General features: G+C 71.2%; 17 protein-coding genes. 7 read left to right on the plus strand and 10 right to left on the minus strand.

All coding sequences use genetic code 11. From position 1 onward, the window contains the following. Both VGC56_RS13035 and VGC56_RS13040 read right to left on the minus strand, forming a co-directional pair. On the minus strand, positions 1-498 hold a 498-nt coding region (locus VGC56_RS13035; RefSeq protein WP_464125479.1), incomplete at its 3' end, for an amidohydrolase family protein. A 192-nt stretch (positions 499-690) separates the two neighbouring features. Beyond that, complete coding sequence (locus tag VGC56_RS13040) at positions 691-2,274, minus strand: L,D-transpeptidase family protein (RefSeq protein WP_464125481.1); 1,584 nt, start codon at positions 2,272-2,274, stop codon at positions 691-693. Between the two features lie 190 nt (positions 2,275-2,464). Here VGC56_RS13040 and VGC56_RS13045 point away from each other — a divergent pair, with 190 nt between their 5' ends. Next, on the plus strand, positions 2,465-3,508 hold the full coding sequence (locus VGC56_RS13045) for a cell wall hydrolase (RefSeq protein ID WP_464125484.1): 1,044 nt from the start codon (positions 2,465-2,467) through the stop codon (positions 3,506-3,508). On the opposite strand, the gene VGC56_RS13050 is transcribed toward VGC56_RS13045, so the two are convergent. From VGC56_RS13050 to VGC56_RS13070, 5 genes are read right to left on the minus strand one after another with little or no spacing between them, the layout of a single operon-like run. Further along, positions 3,505-4,869 (minus strand): cytochrome P450, encoded by a 1,365-nt coding sequence (locus tag VGC56_RS13050; protein WP_464125486.1) that lies wholly within the window; start codon positions 4,867-4,869, stop codon positions 3,505-3,507. The two genes, VGC56_RS13045 and VGC56_RS13050, sit on opposite strands and share 4 nt — an antisense overlap. Further along, a complete protein-coding gene (locus tag VGC56_RS13055) occupies positions 4,866-8,303 on the minus strand; it encodes a chromosome segregation SMC family protein (RefSeq protein WP_464125489.1) in 3,438 nt (1,145 codons plus the stop codon). The genes VGC56_RS13050 and VGC56_RS13055 overlap by 4 nt, the downstream gene beginning before the upstream one ends. 42 nt (positions 8,304-8,345) lie before the next feature. After that, on the minus strand, positions 8,346-9,083 hold the full coding sequence (locus tag VGC56_RS13060) for a thioredoxin domain-containing protein (protein WP_464125491.1): 738 nt from the start codon (positions 9,081-9,083) through the stop codon (positions 8,346-8,348). Then, the gene (locus tag VGC56_RS13065; protein WP_464125494.1) at positions 9,083-9,829 is read right to left on the minus strand and encodes a thioredoxin domain-containing protein; all 747 of its coding nucleotides are present in this window, start codon (positions 9,827-9,829) and stop codon (positions 9,083-9,085) included. Before VGC56_RS13065 ends, VGC56_RS13060 begins: the two co-directional genes overlap by 1 nt. After that, the gene (locus VGC56_RS13070) at positions 9,826-10,404 is read right to left on the minus strand and encodes a DUF721 domain-containing protein (protein ID WP_464125684.1); all 579 of its coding nucleotides are present in this window, start codon (positions 10,402-10,404) and stop codon (positions 9,826-9,828) included. The genes VGC56_RS13065 and VGC56_RS13070 overlap by 4 nt, the downstream gene beginning before the upstream one ends. Before the next feature lie 27 nt (positions 10,405-10,431). Here VGC56_RS13070 and mutY point away from each other — a divergent pair, with 27 nt between their 5' ends. The 3 genes from mutY (at position 10,432) to VGC56_RS13085 (ending at position 13,176) form a co-directional block, all read left to right on the plus strand. Then, positions 10,432-11,460, plus strand: a complete 1,029-nt coding sequence (mutY, locus tag VGC56_RS13075) for an A/G-specific adenine glycosylase (protein WP_464125496.1) — start codon at positions 10,432-10,434, stop codon at positions 11,458-11,460. Then, positions 11,457-12,368, plus strand: coding sequence for an NAD(+) diphosphatase (gene nudC, locus VGC56_RS13080; protein WP_464125499.1), 912 nt, complete (start codon positions 11,457-11,459; stop codon positions 12,366-12,368). Before mutY ends, nudC begins: the two co-directional genes overlap by 4 nt. 73 nt (positions 12,369-12,441) lie before the next feature. Then, on the plus strand, positions 12,442-13,176 hold the full coding sequence (locus VGC56_RS13085; protein WP_464125501.1) for a c-type cytochrome: 735 nt from the start codon (positions 12,442-12,444) through the stop codon (positions 13,174-13,176). 3 nt (positions 13,177-13,179) lie between these two features. Here the strand turns inward: VGC56_RS13085 and VGC56_RS13090 are convergent, their stop codons facing one another. Both VGC56_RS13090 and VGC56_RS13095 read right to left on the minus strand, forming a co-directional pair. Then, the gene (locus VGC56_RS13090) at positions 13,180-13,974 is read right to left on the minus strand and encodes a hypothetical protein (protein WP_464125504.1); all 795 of its coding nucleotides are present in this window, start codon (positions 13,972-13,974) and stop codon (positions 13,180-13,182) included. Between the two features lie 42 nt (positions 13,975-14,016). Beyond that, positions 14,017-14,673, minus strand: coding sequence for an extensin family protein (locus tag VGC56_RS13095; protein ID WP_464125685.1), 657 nt, complete (start codon positions 14,671-14,673; stop codon positions 14,017-14,019). A gap of 155 nt (positions 14,674-14,828) precedes the next feature. Between VGC56_RS13095 and VGC56_RS13100 the strand changes: the two genes are divergently transcribed. From VGC56_RS13100 to VGC56_RS13110, 3 genes are all read left to right on the plus strand, one after another. Next, positions 14,829-16,007 (plus strand): phosphoserine transaminase, encoded by a 1,179-nt coding sequence (locus VGC56_RS13100; protein WP_464125506.1) that lies wholly within the window; start codon positions 14,829-14,831, stop codon positions 16,005-16,007. 139 nt (positions 16,008-16,146) lie between these two features. Continuing rightward, the gene (serA, locus tag VGC56_RS13105; RefSeq protein ID WP_464125507.1) at positions 16,147-17,724 is read left to right on the plus strand and encodes a phosphoglycerate dehydrogenase; all 1,578 of its coding nucleotides are present in this window, start codon (positions 16,147-16,149) and stop codon (positions 17,722-17,724) included. 96 nt (positions 17,725-17,820) lie between these two features. Beyond that, complete coding sequence (locus VGC56_RS13110) at positions 17,821-18,087, plus strand: hypothetical protein (RefSeq protein WP_464125509.1); 267 nt, start codon at positions 17,821-17,823, stop codon at positions 18,085-18,087. Between the two features lie 2 nt (positions 18,088-18,089). Here the strand turns inward: VGC56_RS13110 and VGC56_RS13115 are convergent, their stop codons facing one another. Then, positions 18,090-19,664: an aldehyde dehydrogenase (NADP(+)) gene (locus tag VGC56_RS13115; RefSeq protein ID WP_464125511.1), complete on the minus strand. Its 1,575-nt coding sequence runs from the start codon at positions 19,662-19,664 to the stop codon at positions 18,090-18,092. Positions 19,665-19,671: the final 7 nt, after the last annotated feature.

Here is a 19,671-nt window from a genome sequence, read left to right on the forward strand (position 1 = left end):
CGGCCCTTCGAGATAGGGCCCGGTCGCGTCGATATCCGGCCCGGGCTGCTTCCCCTCCCGGATCGCCCGCGCGGTGTTGATGTCGCCATAGGGCGCGAGGCTGCCGCCGGTGCGCATCGTCGTCGTGCCGCCGGCGAGGTAGAGGCGCGAGAAGCTGTAGGGATATTCCTCATATTCCCCGCTCTTGGGCGTGGGGTAGAAGAAATGCTCGTGGACCATGACGAAGCCGGGCAGCAGCGTCTTGCCGCGCCCGTCGATGATGGTCGCACCCGCCGGGGCGGCGACACGCCCGACCGCGGCGATCCGCCCGCCCCGCACCAGCACCGACACATCCTGGCGCGGCGCCGCGCCGGTGCCGTCGACCAGCTGGACATGCTCGATGAGGATATCGCCGCCCGGATAGGCGATGAACGCCTGATCCGCGGCTGAGAATTGCGGCGGTGCGGGGGGCGGAGCGGCGCCCAGCGCGAGCAAGGCCAGAACGATCGACATCTTCATCGGCGCCTCCACTGCCTCGCCATCGCCAGATGGGGAGGGGGACCATGCGTAGCATGGTGGAGGAGTAATGGCACCGGAGGCGGTTGACGCGAAACGACAACGCCTTGTGAATTACCCCTCCACCACCTTCGGTGGTCCCCCTCCCCACGCGCTACGCGCGCAGGGAGGCAGGTGGTCATTCGGACGCTGGGTTTACGGTCCCATCTCGTGGACGTGCTGGACGACGCGGTGCCTGAGCGGTCCACCGAGCCCGAGCGCGGCGGCGAGCTTGTCGTCCCAGCCATAGGGATCGCCGCGGAACACCACCTTGCCTCCGTCCAGGTAAGCGGTGTGGTAGAGGAGGCGGACCGGGATCTTGTTGGGGATGGGGACGTCCGTCTCCTTGTGGGTGGCGAGCGCCTGCTCGAAGCGGTCCCGCACGCCTTCGTCGTCGGCGAGCATGCGGGCGAAGCCGATGGCGTCGTTGACGCGCACGCAGCCGTGGCTCTGGTGGCGCTCGGGCTGGCCGAAGGCGGCCTTGCCCGGCGTGTCGTGGAGGTAGATGGCGTAGGGGTCGGCCATGTTGAACTTGACGATGCCGAGCGCCGACTTGTCGCCGGACGCCTGGACGAGGCGGCCGTTCTTGGTCGTGATCTGCTCCTTCGCCATATAGGCGGCGCCCTTGGGGAGGATCTCCTCCTTCGCGATCTTCTCGGGGATGGTCCAATCGGGATTGGCGACGAGGCTGACCATCGGCGCGCCGATCTCGGGCGTCTCCCAGTCCGGCTGCCCGGCGACGACGACGCGGCGGTCCTTGGCCTGCCCGTCCTTCCAATAGGTGAGCACGGTGGCGGCGGTGTTGACGTCGATGCGGGTCGCCGGGGCCTGGCGGTTCAGCCAGCGGCGGCGCTCGAGGTTGACGGCAAGGATGCGAGCCCGCTCGCCGGCGCCGGAGTTCAGTGCCTCGAGCGTCGAATTGCCGATGATGCCGTCCGGCTTGATGCCGTAATCCTGCTGCACCTTCGCCACCGCGGCGGCCATCGCCTTGGTGTAGCTATTGGCGTCGGGCTGGGCGGCGGCCTTCTTCGCGCTCTGGGGCTGGGGCTGGGCTTGCGGCTGCGCCTGGTCGGCGGGGAGGTAGCCGCCGCCGCGCAGCGCCGCGACGATCTGCGGCACACGCGCGTCCTTGTCGCCGGGCGCGATCTTGTCGCCGGGCTGGATCGGCTGGCGCTGCGGGCCCTTGGACGCGGCGGCGTAGCGGACATAGGCTTCGGACAGCGCCTTATATTCGTCGTCCTGCGGGGCGAGGCTCGCCAGCCATTCGCGGACATTGCCTTTCTGCACCGCCTGGGCGAGGCCACCCGCCACATCGGTATCGTTGCCGGGGACGGTGTAGGGATCGAACACCTTCTTGGGATTAGCGACGCCCTGGGCCAGCGCCTGGGCGTAGTCGAGCGCGTTGAGGGTCATCGCCGCCTCGCGCTCGGCGGGGGTGGCGCCCTGCTTCACCTCCTTGATGAAGGCCTGGCCCTGGAGGCCGTGGCGGCCGGCGTCGGCGAAGGCGGCGGTGAGGTCCCTGGCATGGGCGTCGTCCCAGACGGCGGCCCAGCCCCGCGCCTCGTAAAATTTCTTGGCGCGCGGATCGGTGACGGCGGCCTGGAGATCGGCGGCGCTCACCTGCTGCGGGCTGACGCTGACCGACTGGCCGCCGCTGGCGCCCCCGCCATTGCCGCCCCCCTTGTCGCAGCCGGCGAGGGCGAGGGCGGTGAGGGAGACGCACACCAAAGCTTTACGCATCGAGGGAATTCCTATCGTGGATCAGGCGCTTGAACGTCCGCAGCCGCCGATCCGATCCAGAGCCGCCGCCGATTAACCGGGCACGCCGTGCCGTCCCGCGGCGGGACAGTCCAAATTGGGGGGCAGCCGGGGGGCAACGCCTTAAGCTATCCGGCTTTAGGGGCCCTCTTTCCTCAGGCGGCGAGACCCAGTGGCGGTACGAGATACGATAGCGGCGAAGGCTTTGGGCGAGGTGGCGGCGGCGCGCGGCCGCGAGATCGCCTGCTTGGCCTTGCTCACGCTCAGCGCCTCGTGCGTGCCGAGCTACGCCGCTTATGCGCCCGAGGCGCCGAAGCTTGCCGCCAACGCGGGCGCGGCCGCTCCGGCCGCGGCGCCTGCTCTCACGACGGTGCCGGTCCCGGAGGAAGTGCTCGCCGCATCCGAGCCGCTCGACCTGAAACCCGTCTCCGCCACCGACGCCGCCGCGATAAACGCCGCGATCCCGATCGTCGCCGGCGCTAACTCCCGCGCGCCCTCCATCGTGTTCCGCGCGGCGACCGGCCTGGACCAGCTGCGCGCGCTCGATTGCCTTGCCGAGGCGGTTTACTACGAGGCGCGCTCGGAGACCGAGGACGGCCAGCGCGCCGTCGCCCAAGTGGTGCTGAACCGGGTGCGGCACCCGGCCTATCCGGCGAGCGTCTGCGGCGTCGTCTACCAGGGGCCGATGCGCGCCGGCGGCGGCTGTCAGTTCACCTTCACGTGCGACGGCTCGCTCGCCATCCGGCCGGCCGGCGAAGCCTGGCTGCGCGCCCGCCGCATCGCCGCCGCCGCCCTGGCCGGCGGCGTCTACGCCCCCGTCGGCCTGTCCACCCACTATCACACCCAGCAGGTCGTGCCGGTCTGGGCCTTCCGCCTCGCCAAGGCGGCGGTGGTCGGCGCCCACAGCTTCTATCGCCTGCCCGGCGGCTGGGGCGATTCCGCCAGCTACGGCCGCCGCTATGCGGGCCGCGAGCCCTCCCCCGCCATCGTCATCGCCAACCGCCTGCCGACCTACGTGGCGCCCAAGGCGGTCACCGGCCCGTCTTTGCCGCTCTCCCCGCTCCTCGCATACGGAGCGCCGACGCGGCCGATTTCAGGCCGGGTCGACGCCGCCGCCCCGCCGCCGCCGACCAACGACGCCCTCCCGGTCTCCACCATCCGCCCGGAATTCCAGAACAGCGGCCGCTGGATCGGGGACGCGGCCCCGGCGCGTTAGGCCGGCCGCGGCTCCACGCGCAGGGGCAGCCCGCCCGCAGGCCGCAAAGTAACCATGCCCGAGGCTGTGACGACATGGCCCTGCACCGGCCGGAACCGCCATCTGGCGAGCCAGTGGGCGAGGATGGTCAAAGCCTCCGCCGTGGCGAAACGCGCGCCGACGCAGGTCCGGGGACCCGCGCCGAACGGGATATACTGGAAGCGGTGCCGCTCGGCCTTGCGCTCCGGCGCGAAGCGGTCAGGATCGAAGGCATCGGGATCGTCCCACAGCATCTTGTGGCGGTGGAGAAGCCAGGGCCAGATCGACACAATGTCACCCGGCGCCACCGTTTCGTCGCCCAGCCGGTCCGCAGCCACGGCCTGGCGGTCCATACGGGGCGCGGACGGGTAGAGCCGAAGCGTCTCCTCCAGCACCCGGCGCAGCAGGGGGAGGCGGTCTGGAGGATGCGGGTCGTCCGCCCCCTGACCGAGGGCGGCGCGCGCCTCCCCGGCTAGGCGATCCTGCCATTCCTCCTGCTCCGAGAGGAGGAAGAGCGTCCAGGTGATCGCGTTGGCGGTGGTTTCGTGACCAGCTAGGTAGAAGGTGGCGGCGTTGTCGACGGCGAGCGCCTCCGCCTCGGCCGGCTCGAAGCGGGCGTGGAGATCGGCGAGGAGGCGGCCCAGGAAATCGTCGCGCTCGCTGGCAGGGTCTCGGCCGCGATCGCGCACCACCTGGGTCAGCGTCGCGCGAAGATAGATCTGCCCGCGCCGGCCCGCCCAACCCCGCGGGGTCAGCGGAATGCGCGGCAGGCCGAGCAGCGCCTGCAGGCGTACGCCGCTGAACGCCTCGAGCGCGGCGGCGATGTGCGCGCTTGCCACCGGGCTGGTCAGCCGCGGATCGCCGGCAAAGAGGCTTTCGGAGATGATCGCCATCGTCGTGGCGGTCGCCTCGGTCGCGGCGTCGATGCGGCCGCGGCCCGTCCAGGCGGTGGCGCGTTCGGCGGCCGTACGGGCGAAGATCGGCACCATCGCGTCGGCCGCAGCGGGCACGAAGGTGCCGGCAACGATCCGCCTTTGCTCGCGCCACAGGCTGCCGTCGGACGTCAGCAGGCCGCGGCCGATGACGGGGCCGAGCAGCGACTTGGTGAGCGCCGGCTTCTCGTAATTGGCGACATTGTCGAGCAGGACGTGCTGGACGAGGTCCGGGTCGGTGGGGATGTGGACGTTGAAGCCCATCACCCGCCGCCGCATGTAGGTCTGGGTGAAGGCCGCTTCGGACCAGCCGTAGACGGCGGTCCGCGCCCGCTCGCCGAAGAAGCCGCGCCACACCGGAACGGGCCCGGCGCCCCGCGGCGGATGCGGAGGAACGAAGCGGGCGCTCACTCCGCCGCGAGCAGGCGCTCGGCGCTGCCCAGATCGACGCTGACAAGGCGGCTTATGCCTTTTTCGATCATGGTGACGCCGAACAGGCGGTGCATGCGGCTCATCGTCACGGCGTTGTGGGTGACGATGAGGTAGCGTGTGTCGGTCTCGTCGGTCATGCGGTCGAGGAGGTCGCAGAAGCGCTCGATGTTCGCGTCGTCCAGCGGCGCATCGACCTCGTCGAGGACGCAGATCGGCGCCGGATTGGTCAGGAACAGGCCGAAGATGAGGGCGATGGCGGTCAGCGCCTGCTCGCCGCCCGACAGCAAGGTGAGGGTGGAGAGCCGCTTGCCCGGGGGCTGGGCGAGGATTTCGAGGCCGGCCTCGAGCGGATCGTCGGATTCGACCAGCTCGAGATGGGCCTGACCGCCTTCGAACAGGGTGGTGAACAGGCTGCGGAAGTGGCGGTCGACCGTCTCGAAGGCCGCTAGAAGCCGGGCGCGGCCCTCGCGATTGAGGCTGCCGATCGAGCCGCGGAGGCGGTGGATGGCCTGGCCGAGTTCCTCGCGCTCAGCGGCGCTGGAAGTGCGGCTTTCGTCGAGTTCGGCCAGCTCGCGCTCGGCGACGAGGTTGACCGGGCCGATCCGCTCGCGCTCCTGCATCAGCCGCTCGTGGCGGGCGGATTCCTCGGAGGCGGGGGCGATGCCCGCGTCGTCGAAGCCGAGCTTTTCGGGGAGCAAGGGCGGCGGGCATTCGAAGCGCTCGCCGGAGATGCGGCCCATCTCGATGCGGCGGCCCTCCTGATTCTCGAAGCGGGCGGCGGCACCGGCGCGGGCCTCGCGGGCGGTGGCGAGCGCTTCGCCGACCTCGGCGAGGCGCGCCTCGGTGGCGCGAAGGGCGGCCTCCCCCTCCCGCTCGGCCTGCAGCGCCGCTTCGGCGGCGGTGGCGGCGTCGGCGGAGTCCGCCTCCATGGCGGCGATGCGGCGGGCGATCTCGTCAGGCGCGTCGGCAAGGCGCTCGGCTTCCTCCTCGGCTTCGGCGATGCGGCGGCCCATGTCGGCGTGGCGCTTCGAAGCTTCAGCGGCGCGGACGGCCCAGTCGGCATGCTCCTTCTTCGCCGCCTCGGCCCGCTGCCGGTCGGCGCCGACCGCGCGGGCATGGGTGGCTGCTTCGGCACGGACCTCGGCGAGCGCGTGCTGGGCGGCTTCGGCGACGCCGCGCAGGGCGGCGACGCGGTCCTCGGTGGCGGCGGCGTCGGGAAGGGAAGCGACGACGGCCTGGGCATCCTCGACGGCCTTGCGCGCTTCGGCGAGATCCTGCCCGGCCTGGTCGATGCGCTCGGCGAGGCCGGACTTGCGGATGTCGAGGCGCTCGATCTCGCTCCTGGCGACATCTTCGGCGCGCGCCGCCTCACGGATCGCGGCGCCGGCTTCGGCCTCGGCGCGGCGGGCGGCGTCGGCGGCGTCGCGGGCGGTCTGCATCGCGGCCAGGGCGGCGGCGGTGCGCTCGCCGGCGGCCTCGACGGCGGCGCGGGCCGGGGGCAGCGCCGCCTCGATATCGGCGAGCCGGTTGACGCGGATCAGGCGCTCGGCCGCGGCGGCGCCCACGCCGGTGGCGACGAAGCCGTCCCAGCGGCGCAGGCGCCCGTCGAGGGTGACGAAGCGCTGCCCTACGGCAAGAGGGGTGTTGGCATCCTCCGCGCCGACCGCGATCTGCGCGAGGCGGCGGGCGAGTGCTGCAGGCGCGGTGACGTGGGCGGCGAGGCTCTCGCAGCCGGTTGGCAGCGCGGGATCGGCGGGATCGGTCTCGGCGCCGCTCCAGCGGCGGGGGGCGTCGCCTTGCAGCGCGGCTTCGAGGTCGTCGCCGAGCGCGGCGGCGAGGGCGCGCTCGTAGCCGCGCCCGGCCTTGACGTGGTTGATGGCACGGTCGCCGCTGGTGCCCTCGACGGCTTTGGCGAGCGCCCGCGCCTCGCTCTCCAGAGCCGCCAGTGCAGCACGGGCCGAGGCGCCTTCGCTCTCGGCGGCGTCGCGGGCGAAGGCGGCGGCGGCGCGGGCGGCTTCGGCGGACTTGATGCGCTCCGCCGCTTCTGAAAGCCGGGTCTCGGCCGCCTCGCGCCGCTCACGCGCGGCCTGCAGGCCGGCGACCAGCGGCGCTTCGTCGCCCAGCGCCCCCATCTGCTCGTCCAGCCGCCGCGCTTCCGCTTCGACGCGGGCGAGCCTCGCGCGGGAGGCTTCGAGCGCGGTGCGGGCGACGCGGGCCTCGGCCTGCTCGGCGGCCTGGACGGCGCGGGCCTTGCCGAGCTCGGCCTCGGCGGCGCGGGCGGCGTCCCCGAGCTCGGCGGTGCGGATGTCGATCGTGCCGCGCGAGGCTTCGGCGGCGGCGATGCGGGCGGCGATCTCCTGCTGCTCCCCCTCGAGGCGGGCAAGCGCAACGGCGGCGTCCTCGCCAAGCGCCGCTTCGCGAGCGCGGTCGGCGGCCAGCGTGGTGCGGCGCTCAGACAGCTCGCGGATGCGGCGGGCGACGGTGTCGCGCTCGGCGCGCAGGGTGGCGAGCTGGTGGCCGAGCGAAGTGGCTTTCTCGCGGGCGGCCTGCGCCGCAGCGCGGCGCTCGGCCAGCGCCTGCGTCGCCTGGTGCTGATAGGCGGCGGCGGCGCGCTGCGCTTCGGAGGCCTTGTCGACCGCGGCGCCCGCCGCTTCCGCCTCGCGCTTCGCCGCGTCGGCGGCCTGCGCCGCTTCGCGCCAGCGGGCGAAGATCATGCGGCCTTCCGCCACCCGGATCTGGTCGGAGAGCTTGCGGTAGCGCTCGGCCGCCTTGGCCTGGCGGCGCAGCGCCGCGGCGCGCACTTCCATGTCGCCGAGGACTTCGTCGAGTCGCAGGAGGTTCGCCTCGGTGGCGCGCAGTTTCTGCTCGGCGTCCTTGCGGCGGACGTGGAGGCCGGAAATGCCGGCGGCCTCCTCCAGCATCATCCGCCGCTCGGTCGGTTTGGCGGAGATGACCTGGCTGATCTTGCCCTGGCTGACGAGCGCCGGCGAGTGTGCGCCGGTGGCGGCGTCCGCAAACAGGAGCGATACGTCCTTGGCGCGGACGTCGCGGCCGTTGACGCGGTAGGCGGAGCCGGCGCCGCGCTCGATGCGGCGGGTGACCTCGACGTCGCCGACCGGCGCCAAAGTCACGTCGCCCGGCATGTCCTCGGCGGTGCGTTCGAGGAGCAGGGAGACTTCGGCGAATTCGCGGGCCGGGCGGGTGGCGGTGCCCGCGAAGATGACGTCGTCCATGCCCGCGCCGCGCATCGATTTCGGGCTGGACTCGCCCATCACCCAGCGGATCGCCTCCAGCACGTTCGATTTGCCGCAGCCATTGGGGCCGACCACCCCGGTGAGGCCGGGCTCGACGCGCAGTTCCGCAGGCTCGACGAAGCTTTTGAAGCCCGAAAGCTTCAGGCGCTTGATCTGCATCCGCGCCCCCCCAAGCTCATTCCAGCCCCCCGGCGCCCATCTCTATCCTCCGGCTTTCCGGATCAAAGGCTCGAGCTCTTCCCAGCTTGCGGCGTCGGTCTTGGCGCCGTTCAAGATAAAGGTCGGGGTCTGGTTGACGCCCATCTTGTTGGCGGCCTCGGCGATCGCGCCCAAACGGGCCATGGCGGGCTTGCTCTGCAGGCAGAGGTTGGCGCGCGCGGCGGGGACGCCGAACCGCGCTACCATCGGCGTGAGACCGGACACGGCGCCGATGCGGACCAGCCGCTGCGCGTCGGGAAGCGACTGCATCTGCTGCCGGGCGGCCGCCGACATGGCGCTGACCTTGCCGAGCCATTGCGGCTGGGCGGCGTAGATCGCGTCGGAGGCGCGGAAGAAATTGGGGCCGCTGCAGCGCGCCAGCAGCGTCGCCGCGACGTCGATCCCGTTCAAGATGAAGTTGCGGAATTCGTAGCTGACCTTGCCGGCGCGCACGTAATTCTGGACGAGCGGGCGCACCCCGGTTTCGGCGAAGTGGCGGCAATGCGGGCAGGTGAGCGAGCCGTACTCGACGAGCTTCACCCGCGCCGCCGGATTGCCCATGCGGAAGCCGCCTTCGGGAGTCGCGACGACGGTCTGGCTCCAGTCGCGCGCCCCGGGGTGGGCCGCCGGGTGCGCTGCCGGCCCGTGATGGACCGGAGCGCGGTGATGGACCGGCGCCGCGGCGAGCGGCGCGGCCGCTGCGCTGCCGACGAGGGCGGTGACAAGGAGAGCCCCGCGCATCAGCCGACCGCCGCGCGCAACGAAGGCTCGAGCGGCTTCCAGCCGGCGACGTCCTTCTGGATCTGGCCGTTGATGAAGAAGGTCGGCGTGCCGGTCACCCCCTCCTTGGTCGAGCGCTCCGTGGTGTCGGCGATCTTCTTGAAATTGGCCGGGTCCGCAAGGCAGGACTGGATCTTCGCCGCCGGCATGCCGCGCTGCTGGAAGAACTGGTCCAGCCCGGCAACCTTGACCAATTCGGCGGCGCGCTGCTGCGGCGGCAGCGCGTTCAACTGCTGCTGCTGCGCCTCGGACAGGCCCTGCAGCTTCACCGCCCAATTCTGCTGGTCGGCGTAGAGCTCCTCCTTCAGCCGGAAGAAGGGCATTGCGCCTTGGCAATAGAGCAAAGCGGTCGCGCCGGGGTCGGAGGCGAAGAGCAGGATCGGCCGGAATTCCCAGCTGACCTGGCCGCTCTTCACATATTTGTCGCGCAGGACCGGCCCGCCTTCCTCCTCGAACTCGCGGCAGTGCGGGCAGGTGACGGAGGCATATTCGACGAGCTTCACCGGCGCGTTGGGATTGCCCATGCGGTAGCCGCCCTCGGCGGTCTCGACGACGGTCTGCGTCCAGTCGCTGCCCTGCGGCGCCGCAATCTGCTTGAGCGGCGCGTTGGAGACCTGGCCGTTGGCGTCGGCGCCGCTCTTGTTGCAGCCTGTCAGCGCGAGCGCGAAGAGCGCCGCGCCGGCGAGGGTCCTGGTGGCAAGCTTCATGACTTCCTTTCTCCAATTCTTCCGACGATCGGGATGGCGACCGCAATGGCCGGGGCGTTGGGGCTCTCCGCCACCCCGCGGGCGAGGGATTCGAGGCAGGCGCGCAGCTCCGGATCGGCGATGCCGCGGAGAGACTCGCCAAGCTCCGCCGGGATCGCCCGCAGCGACGGCGGCGCGTTGCGCGAGGCGGCCTTCGCCACCCGGACGATGCCCTGCCGGAACTGCACCCGCTCGATCGCGGGATAGCCGAAGAAGCGGTTGACCCGCTCGACGATCACCGGGACGACATGCTGCATCATCGGCGCGTGGGCGCCCTCGACGACGAGGTTCAGGACTCCGGCCGAGCGCTTGCCGACCGGGAAGCGGATCGATTCGGGCGAGGAGACGCCGGCATAGCGTTCGCCGACAATCTCGCCCCAGCGGCTGACGATCGAGGATTGGACGAAGCCGAAGCGGCGGAAGGCGGCGCCACCGACGGCGGGGAGCATGTCGGCGACGGCGCGCGCGCGGTTGGCCCGCGGCGCCTCCTCGGCCTTCTTCCTCGTCCCGGCCACTTTCGCCCCACCTTTCGCCATCGCGCCGGACCATGCCATAGGCGGACCATGGCCGTCGATGCATCAAATGCCCTGCTGCGCTGGTATGCTGTGGATAAAAGGCGGCTTCCCTGGCGCGCCGAGGCGGGGGAGCGGCCGGACCCGTATCGCGTGTGGCTGTCGGAGGTGATGCTGCAGCAGACGACGGTGGCGGCGGTGCGGCCTTATTTCGAGAAGTTCACCGCGCGGTGGCCGACGGTGGAGGCGCTCGCGGACGCGCCCGAGGCGGAGGTCATGGCGGCGTGGGCGGGGCTTGGATACTACGCCCGGGCGCGCAACCTCATCGCCTGCGCCCGCGTCGTGGCCGGCGAGCATGGCGGGCGCTTTCCGGACAATGAGGAGGGGCTGCGCAGCCTGCCGGGCATCGGCCGCTACACCGCCGCCGCCATCGCCGCGATCGCCTTCGGCCGCCGCGCGGTGGTGGTGGATGCCAATGTCGAGCGGGTGGTGTCGCGGCTGTTCGCGGTCGAAGCGCCGCTACCGGGGGCGCGGGAGACGCTGTACGCGGTCACCGACACGATAACGTCGGAGGAGCGTGCGGGCGATTTCGCGCAGGCGATGATGGACCTCGGCAGCGCCATCTGCACGCCCCGCGCGCCGCACTGCCCGCGCTGCCCCATCGCCGCGCATTGCCGGGCCCGGGTCCGGGGCGAGCAGGAGCGCTTTCCGGTCAAGGCGGCCAAGGCGCCGAAACCGCGGCGAACCGGCACCGCTTACTGGCTCGAGCATGACGGCCGCGTCCTCCTCGTCCGCCGGCCCGCCAAGGGGCTTTTGGGCGGCATGCTGGCGCTGCCCACCGAGGACGCGCCGGCCGCCGCCGCGTGGCGGGAGGCGGGCGCGGTCGACCACGTCTTCACCCATTTCGCCCTCACCATGCGGCTCCTGTGCGCCAACACCGACGACCCGCCCGAAGGCGAATGGCACGAGGTGGAGCGGCTGGAGGAAGCCGGTCTCCCCACCCTGTTCGCCCGCCTCGCCGCGCGAGGAGCCGAGTGGCGCGCCAGCCCTCCTCTCGCTTTTGGGGGAGAGGGGTTTTGATCCGCACCGGGTTCACCGGCGCCGGGCTCGACCGGGCCGACCATCTGCGGCTCGACGAGGCGGCGCTGGCCGAGCTTGCCGGGCGGGAGGGGGCGGCGATGCTGCGGCTCGACGGGCACGACCCCCTGGTGGACGACGAGGGCGCGCTCGTCTGGGACGCGCTCGCCGCCCTCGAAGCGGAGGCGGAGCGGATCTTCCTCGGCCTCGCCGAGGAGCGGCCGCTGTTCGCGCCGGTGCCGCGGGTCGAGATCGGCCGCCCGGCCTGGGGGGTGTTCCCGATCCTGTCGCTGATGTCGGCGCAGGACGCGGCGATCTGGGGCGCGGCGCGCAGCCTCATCGAATGGCACAACCGCCACCTCTTCTGCGGCCGCTGCGGCGCGCCGACCCGGGTCTACCGCGCCGGCTGGGGACGGCATTGCACCGGCTGCGGGCTCGACCATTTCCCGCGCGTCGATCCGGTCGTCATCATGCTCGCCGAGCATGACGGGCACGTCCTCGTCGGCCGCCAGCCGCAATATCCGCCCGGCCGCTATTCCGCCCTCGCCGGCTTCCTCGAGCCCGGCGAATCCATCGAGGAAGCGGTGGCGCGCGAGCTGAAGGAGGAAGCGGGGGTGGACGTGACCGGCGTCCGCTACGTCGCCAGCCAGCCTTGGCCCTTCCCCGGCCAGCTGATGATCGCCTGCATCGGCAGCGCCGCCTCGGCCGACATCGTCCTCGACACGAACGAGCTGCAGGACGCGATCTGGGTCGATCGCGCCGGAGTCGCCGCCGCGCTCGCCGGAGCGCCGGACGCACCGTTCGCCGCGCCGCCGCCCTTCGCCATCGCACGGACCTTGCTGCAGGCCTGGGTGGACGCCCGGGTGGATGGCGCGGCGGACGGTCTTGCTCCGCCGCCCGGCGCTGCTTAAAGGACCCGCCCAACGCACAATCTGCGCGGGGCTCCTCATTCCTTTCCCCGCATCCTCGGAGGCTTGAGACGGCATGGACAATCGCAGCAACACGATTGCGGGCTGGGTGCTCGGCGCCGGCATCGTCGCCCTGGGCGTGACCATCGTGACCGGCGAGATGTTCCACGCCGAGCGGCCCGAGAAGATGGGCTATCCGGTCGAAGGCGTCACCGGGGTCGAGACGGGCGGCGGCGCCGAGGCCGAGAAGCCGGCGGCCTTCTACCTGGCCTCCGCCGATCCGGCGAAGGGCGCCGAGACGTTCAAGAAGTGCACCGCCTGCCACAATGCCGACAAGGGCGGCCCGAACCTCGTCGGCCCCAACATCTACGGCATCGTTGACCAGCCGATCGGCAAGCATGCCGCCGGCTTCGCTTACTCGCCGGCGATCTCCGGCAAGGGCGGGTCCTGGACGTGGGACAATCTCTTCGCCTGGCTGAAATCGCCGAGCAGCTTCGCCACGGGCACCAAGATGACCTTCGCCGGCCTCTCCAACCCGCAGGACCGCGCCAACGTCATCGCCTTTTTGAACTCGAAGAGCGACGCGCCCAAGCCGATGCCGGCCGCCCCCGCCGCCGCGCCGGCCGCAGGCGGTGCTGCCGCGGGCGGCACCACGAACGCGGCGGCCGCCGCCGAGGCGAAGCAGCCGCCGCAGGGCGACAAGGCCAAGGACCAGCCGATCCTCACCGAAAACAAGGCGACTCCCGGCAAGAACGTCAAGGACATGGCCGCCCCCAGCGTCGACGGCCGCGCCTCCCAGACGAAGAAGTAAGGCTCAGGCGGCGAAGTCGCCGAGGTCGACAGCTTCCACACCAGCCGCAACGTCGGGGTGAAGCCGCGCCAGCGCGCGCATCGCCTTGCGCAGGTCCGTGACGAGATAGGGTTTGAGGTACGGCTCGGCTGCGGCGGGGTCGCGGCCGGCAAGGCGTTCGGCGAGGGCCAGCCCCGTCACCAGCGCCCCTTCGCTGAGATAGCCCTGCCGGCGCGAAGACCAGCCCATCTCGCCGCCGCTCTGGAATTGGGCGAAATTGCGGGCGCTGTTGGCGAGAAAGATCCCGAAGCCGAGATAGACGGCGGCGAGATCGGTGTGGAGTTCGTGCAGCGCCCAGCCGCCCGGCGGCGCGCTTTTGGCGGTGCTCATCAGATAGTGGCCGAGCTCGTGGGCGAGGGTCGCGATCATCCCGCCGGTGTCCGCGGCCAGCGACGGATTGTAGGTGATGACGGCCCTCCGCGTCCCGTCCGCCTCCTCGACCTGGAAGGTCCCGCACGGCGCGGCCGCGCCATGATGCTTGAGCAGGAGCGCGAAGCCGACCTGAACCGGCCGCTCCGACCGCCCCGGGCGCAGCTCGCAGGGCCAGTCCGCCATCCCCGCCGCCTTGCGTACCGCCGCGAACAAATCCTCCATCCGCGCGTGGCCCTGGCGTTGCGACGGCGGAAACCAGTGCGGGGTGGGCAGCACCAGCGCCTTGGCGACGGGGCCGAATTCGGCCTGCAGCCATTTGAACGTCGCCAGCTGCCACTCGAGTTCGTCGGCGTCGATCGGCAGCTTCGGGCGGAAGAAGGAGAGCATCTCGGCAAAACCCCGGCTGCGGCGACCAAATGGCGCCGATTACTAATGGCAATAAGGCCCGCGCCCCAGATCGAAGTGCAGATGGTCTCGGTGGAAGGAATTGGCGTCGGGGCCGAGGACGACGTTGAAGCGGCGGCAGCCTTCGTCGTGGACGGCGCGCAGGAACCGGCGGGCCGGTTCGTCGGCGCCGTTCCAGTCGGCGGCGACGCTGATCCGGCGGCCGTCCTTCAGCACGAATGCGGCGACGTCGACGGCGTTGGCGTGGCCGTGCTCGCTCAGGCGGCCGCCGGGCTGGTTGTTGAGGGGCCGGCAGCTGAAGGTGCCGAAGCTCTCAATCCTCGCCACCGGCGTCCGGAAGGCGGCGAGGGCGGCGGGCTGCACGGCGTCCTGGACCCAGGCGGTGAAGCGTTCGGCGAGGCCGCAGGTCATGGCGCCCAGGTTGGTCACCGGCGTGCCGATGTCGAGGAGCTGCACGGCGCCGGTCATGCCGCAGCCATTGTCGAGCACACGGTCCGGGAGTGGGCGGAAGGTGGCGCCGGCGGCGCGCAGGTCGGCATAGCATTGGAGCGGCGCCGCGGCGGCGGCGCGAGGCGGCGGCGGCGGGGCGTGACGAGCATGGGGGATGCAGCTGCTGAGCGCGAGAGGGGCGAGGAGGAGCAGCGGGCGGCGCACGCCTGCGATGCTGCGGCGGCATGGCACGCCGGTCAAGTTGCCTCCCCATCTGGCGATGGGAAGGCAACATTCGCGATATTTTCACCCGACCGCGCGTTGACACCCCCCGCCTTCCCACTACCGTCGCGCGTGGGCCACGCCGTCCCAACGCGGCGCGCGCTCTCTGCAAGGAGAGACTGAACATGACTGCCACGAAACCGGATGCCGCCGGCGCGCTTGCGCGTCGGGAAAAGCCGACAGAACGTCCGGCACGCCCCTTTTTCTCTTCCGGCCCGTGCGCCAAGCCGCCGGGCTGGGGCCCCGAACATCTCGCGCTCGGCTGCCTCGGCCGCTCGCACCGCTCGAAGCTCGGCAAGGCGCGGCTGCAGCATGCGCTCGATTTGACCCGCAAGGTGCTGCGCGTCCCCGACACCCACCGCATTGGCATCGTCCCCGCCTCCGACACCGGCGCGGTCGAGATGGCCCTGTGGTCGATGCTCGGCACGCGGCCGGTGACGATGCTGGCGTGGGAGAGCTTCGGCGAAGGGTGGGTTACCGACGTCGTCAAGCAGCTCAAGCTCGACGCGACGGTGGTGAAGGCGCCTTACGGTCAGCTCCCCGACTTGGCGCAGGTCGATCCGGCGACCGACGTGGTGTTCACCTGGAACGGCACCACCTCGGGCGTCCGGGTGCCGGACGGCGGCTGGATCGCCGACGACCGCGCCGGCCTCACCTTCGCCGACGCCACTTCGGCGGCGTTCGCGCAGGACCTGCCGTTCGCCAAGCTCGACGTCACCACCTTCTCCTGGCAGAAGGTGCTCGGCGGCGAGGGCGGCCACGGCATGCTGATCCTCGGCCCGCGTGCCGTCGAGCGGCTGGAGAGCTACACCCCGGCCTGGCCGCTGCCCAAGATCTTCCGCATGACGAAAAGCGGCAAGCTCAACGAAGGCATCTTCAAGGGCGACACGATCAACACGCCGTCGATGCTCGCCGTCGAGGATTATATCTGGGCGCTCGAATGGGCGCAGGGCGTCGGCGGCCTCCCCGCCCTCGTCGCCCGCGCCGACGCCAATGCCGCCGCGGTCGATGCGTGGGTGGAGCGCACGCCGTGGATCGCCCACCTCGCCGCCGATCCGGCGGTGCGGTCGAACACCAGCGTCTGCCTGAAGTTTGCCGAGGATGGCGATGCGGAGGCGCAGACGGCGCTGGTGAAGCGGATGGCGGCGCTGCTTGAGGCCGAAGGTGCGGCGTACGACGTCGCCTCCTACCGCGACGCGCCGCCCGGCCTGCGCCTGTGGTGCGGCGCGACCGTAGAGACCGACGATCTCGACGCGCTCTTCCCCTGGCTCGACTGGGCCTCGGCGGAGGCGGCGCACGCCTGAAAGCCCTCTCTCCTTCAGGGGAGAGGGTTGGGAGAGGGGCAGTCCCGCCGCTCTCTCCGCTCTCACCGCCCTCCCCCTCTTCCCCTCTCCCCAACCCTCTCCCCTGAAGGGGAGAGGGAGTTTATCCGGAGCACCCCCAATGCCCAAAGTCCTCATCTCCGATCCTATGGATCCCAAGGCCGCCGAGATCTTCCGCGCCGGCGGCGTCGAGGTCGACGAGAAGCCCGGCCTCACCAAAGACGAGCTGAAGGCGATCATCGGCGAGTATGACGGCCTCGCCATCCGCTCCGCCACCAAGGTGACGCCCGACCTGCTGGAGGCGGCGCCCAATTTGAAGGTGATCGGCCGCGCCGGGATCGGCGTCGATAATGTCGACATTCCCGCCGCGACCGCCCGCGGAATCGTCGTCATGAACACCCCGTTCGGCAATTCGATCACCACCGCGGAGCATGCCGTGGCGATGATGTTCGCGCTGGCCCGCGAACTGCCCGAGGCCAATGCCTCCACCCAGGCCGGCAAGTGGGAGAAGAACCGGTTCATGGGCGTCGAGCTGACGTCGAAGACCTTGGGCCTGATCGGCGCCGGCAATATCGGCTCGATCGTCGCCGACCGCGCGCTCGGCCTCCGCATGAAGGTGATCGCCTACGATCCCTTCCTCACCCCGGAGCGCGCCGTCGATCTCGGCGTCGAGAAAGTGGAGCTGGACGAGCTCCTCGCCCGCGCCGATTTCATCACCCTCCACACGCCGCTGACCGACCAGACGCGCAACATCTTGAGCCGCGAGAACATCGCCAAGACCAAGAAGGGCGTCCGCATCGTCAATTGCGCGCGCGGCGGGCTCATCGACGAGGTTGCGCTCAAGGAGGCGCTGGAGAGCGGCCAGGTCGCCGGCGCGGCGCTCGACGTGTTCGTCGAGGAGCCGGCCAAGGCCAACCCCCTGTTCGGGACGCCCGGGTTGGTGGCGACGCCGCACCTTGGCGCGTCGACGACGGAGGCGCAGGTCAACGTCGCCATCCAGGTCGCCGAGCAGATGAGCGAGTTCCTCACCCGCGGCGGCGTCACCAACGCGCTCAACATGCCGTCGCTTTCGGCGGAGGAAGCGCCGAAATTGAAGCCGTATATGGCGCTGGCGGAGAAGCTCGGCTCGCTGGTCGGCCAGCTCGAGGGGCGGCATGCGAGCGGCGTCTCGATCGAGGTCGAGGGGGCCGCCGCGCAGCTCAATCAGAAGCCGATCACCGGCGCGGTACTGGCCGGCCTGATGAAGGTTTATTCGGACACGGTGAACATGGTGAACGCACCCTTCCTGGCGAAGGAGCGCGGGTTCGACGTGCGCGAGGTGCGCCACGACCGCGAGGGCGATTACCACACGCTGGTCCGCGTCTCGGTGCAGACGCCGCAAGGGGAGAAAACCGTCGCCGGCACCTTGTTCGCCAATGCGGCGCCGCGGCTGGTCGACATGTTCGGCATCCGCGTCGAGGCCGAATTGGAGGGCCAGATGATCTACATCGTCAACGACGACACGCCCGGCTTCATCGGCCGGCTCGGCACCACGCTCGGAGAGGCGGGGGTCAATATCGGCACCTTCTCGCTCGGCCGCCGCGCCGCGGGCGGCGAGGCGGTGGCCCTGGTCTCCGTCGACAGCCAGGTGGGCGACGATCTGGTGGCGCGGCTCTCGGGCCTGCCGGGGGTGCGGCGGGTCGAGCCGCTGCGCTTCTGAAGGCCCGCGCTAACCGCTCCTTAACCATCGCGCTCTAGCGAGGAGGGCGAAGCGCTTCGCGGCGCACCGCAAGCGCATTCGGGGGAGTCGCTCGCCTTGTTCGAAGTCGAAGTCCAGAACGAGACCTGCCAGACGCAGTCGACCATGAAGTTCGTGGTGCTGCCGCGCATCGGCGAGGGGGTGCAATTGCTCGCCCCCGACGGCTTCTGGGCTTCGTACGACGTGGTCGACGTCTGGTACCAGCGCGCCCAATATGGCGACGTCTGGGTGCCCTATCTCCACGTCCGCAAGACCCCGGACAGCGACACCAGCCGCGTCCAGGAACCATCGCCTGTCACGCGGCCCCCGGGGCCCGCGCACTAGGCTTAACGCGCCTCCGGCTTTCCATCCACGAGACGGTCGATGCCGCGGGGGTTCGACTCGCGCAGGTCGTCCGGCAGCAGCGCGTCGGGCAGGTCCTGATAGGCCACGGGGCGCAGGAAGCGGTCGATGGCCATCGTGCCGACGGAGGTGGAGCGGCCGTCCGAGGTGGACGGGAACGGGCCGCCATGGACCATCGCGTGGCTGACCTCGACGCCGGTGCCGAAGCCGTTGACGAGGATGCGGCCGACCTTGCGCTCCAGCACCGGCAGCAATTTGCGCGCGTCGTCATGGTCCGCCTCGCTCATGTGCAGCGATGCGGTGAGTTGGCCTTCGAGGCTTTCGAGGACCGCGGCGAGCGCCGGCTCGTCGGCGCAGCGGACGATGAGAGAGGAGGAGCCGAACACTTCCTCGCGCAAATGCTCGTCGCCGGTGAAGGCGTCGGCGCTGGTCGAGAACAGGCCCGCCTGGCCCTGGTAATTGTGGCCGGCCTGGCCGCGGGCGACGGTCTCGACCTTCGGGTGCTTCGACAGCGCCTCGACCCCGGCGCAATAGGCCTGGTGGATGCCGGGCGTCAGCATCGTCCCCGGCGCGGCGTGCTGGAGCGCCGCCGCTGCCGCCTCGGTGAAGCGGTCGAGGCCGTCGCCTTCGATGGCGAGGAGGAGGCCCGGGCTGGTGCAGAACTGGCCGGCGCCCATCATCAGCGAATTGACGAAGGCCTGGGCGATCTGCGGGCCGCGCTCGTCGAGGGCGCCCTTGAACAGCAGCACCGGGTTGATCGAGCTCATCTCGGCATAGACCGGGATCGGCTCGGGCCGGTTCTGGGCGATCTTCATCAGCGCCAGGCCGCCGCGGCGCGAGCCGGTGAAGCCGACCGCCTTGATGCGCGGATCGGCGACCAAAGCCTGGCCGATCTCGTAGCCAGAATCGAACACCAGGGAGAAGACGCCCTCGGGCAGCCCGCTCGCCGCCACCGCGTCACGGATGGCGCGGCCGACCAGCTCCGAGGTGCCGGGATGGGCCGGGTGGGCCTTGGCGACGACCGGGCAGCCCGCCGCCAGGGCCGAGGCGGTGTCGCCGCCGGCGACGGAGAAAGCGAGCGGGAAGTTGGAGGCGCCGAACACCGCGACTGGCCCTACCGGGATCTTGTGCGAGCGGATGTCGGGGCGCGGCATCGGCTTGCGATCCGGGAGGGCGGGATCGATCCGCGCCTCGACATAGCGGCCGTCGCGGACGACCTGCGCGAACAGGCGAAGCTGGCCGACCGTTCGCCCGCGCTCGCCTTCGATGCGGGGCCGCGGCAGCCCGCTTTCCGCCATCGCCCGCTCGACCAGCAGGTCGCCGATGTCGAGGATGTTCTGCGCGATCGCCTCGAGCAGCTGCGCCCGCGCCTCGGGGTCGGCGCTGCGATAGGGATCGAACGCCTCCCAGGCGAGGCGGCAGGCTTCGTCGAGTTCGGCGCGGGTGGCGCCGCCGTAAGCCGGCTCCAGCGTCTCGCCTGTCTCCGGATTGACGCCGCGCACTTCGCCGACGCTGCCTTTGACCCCGCGGCTACCGATGAACATCTCTGCGTTGATCACGTCTCGT

It is taken from the genome of Allosphingosinicella sp. (assembly GCF_036403745.1).
Taxonomy (GTDB): Bacteria; Pseudomonadota; Alphaproteobacteria; order Sphingomonadales; family Sphingomonadaceae; genus Allosphingosinicella.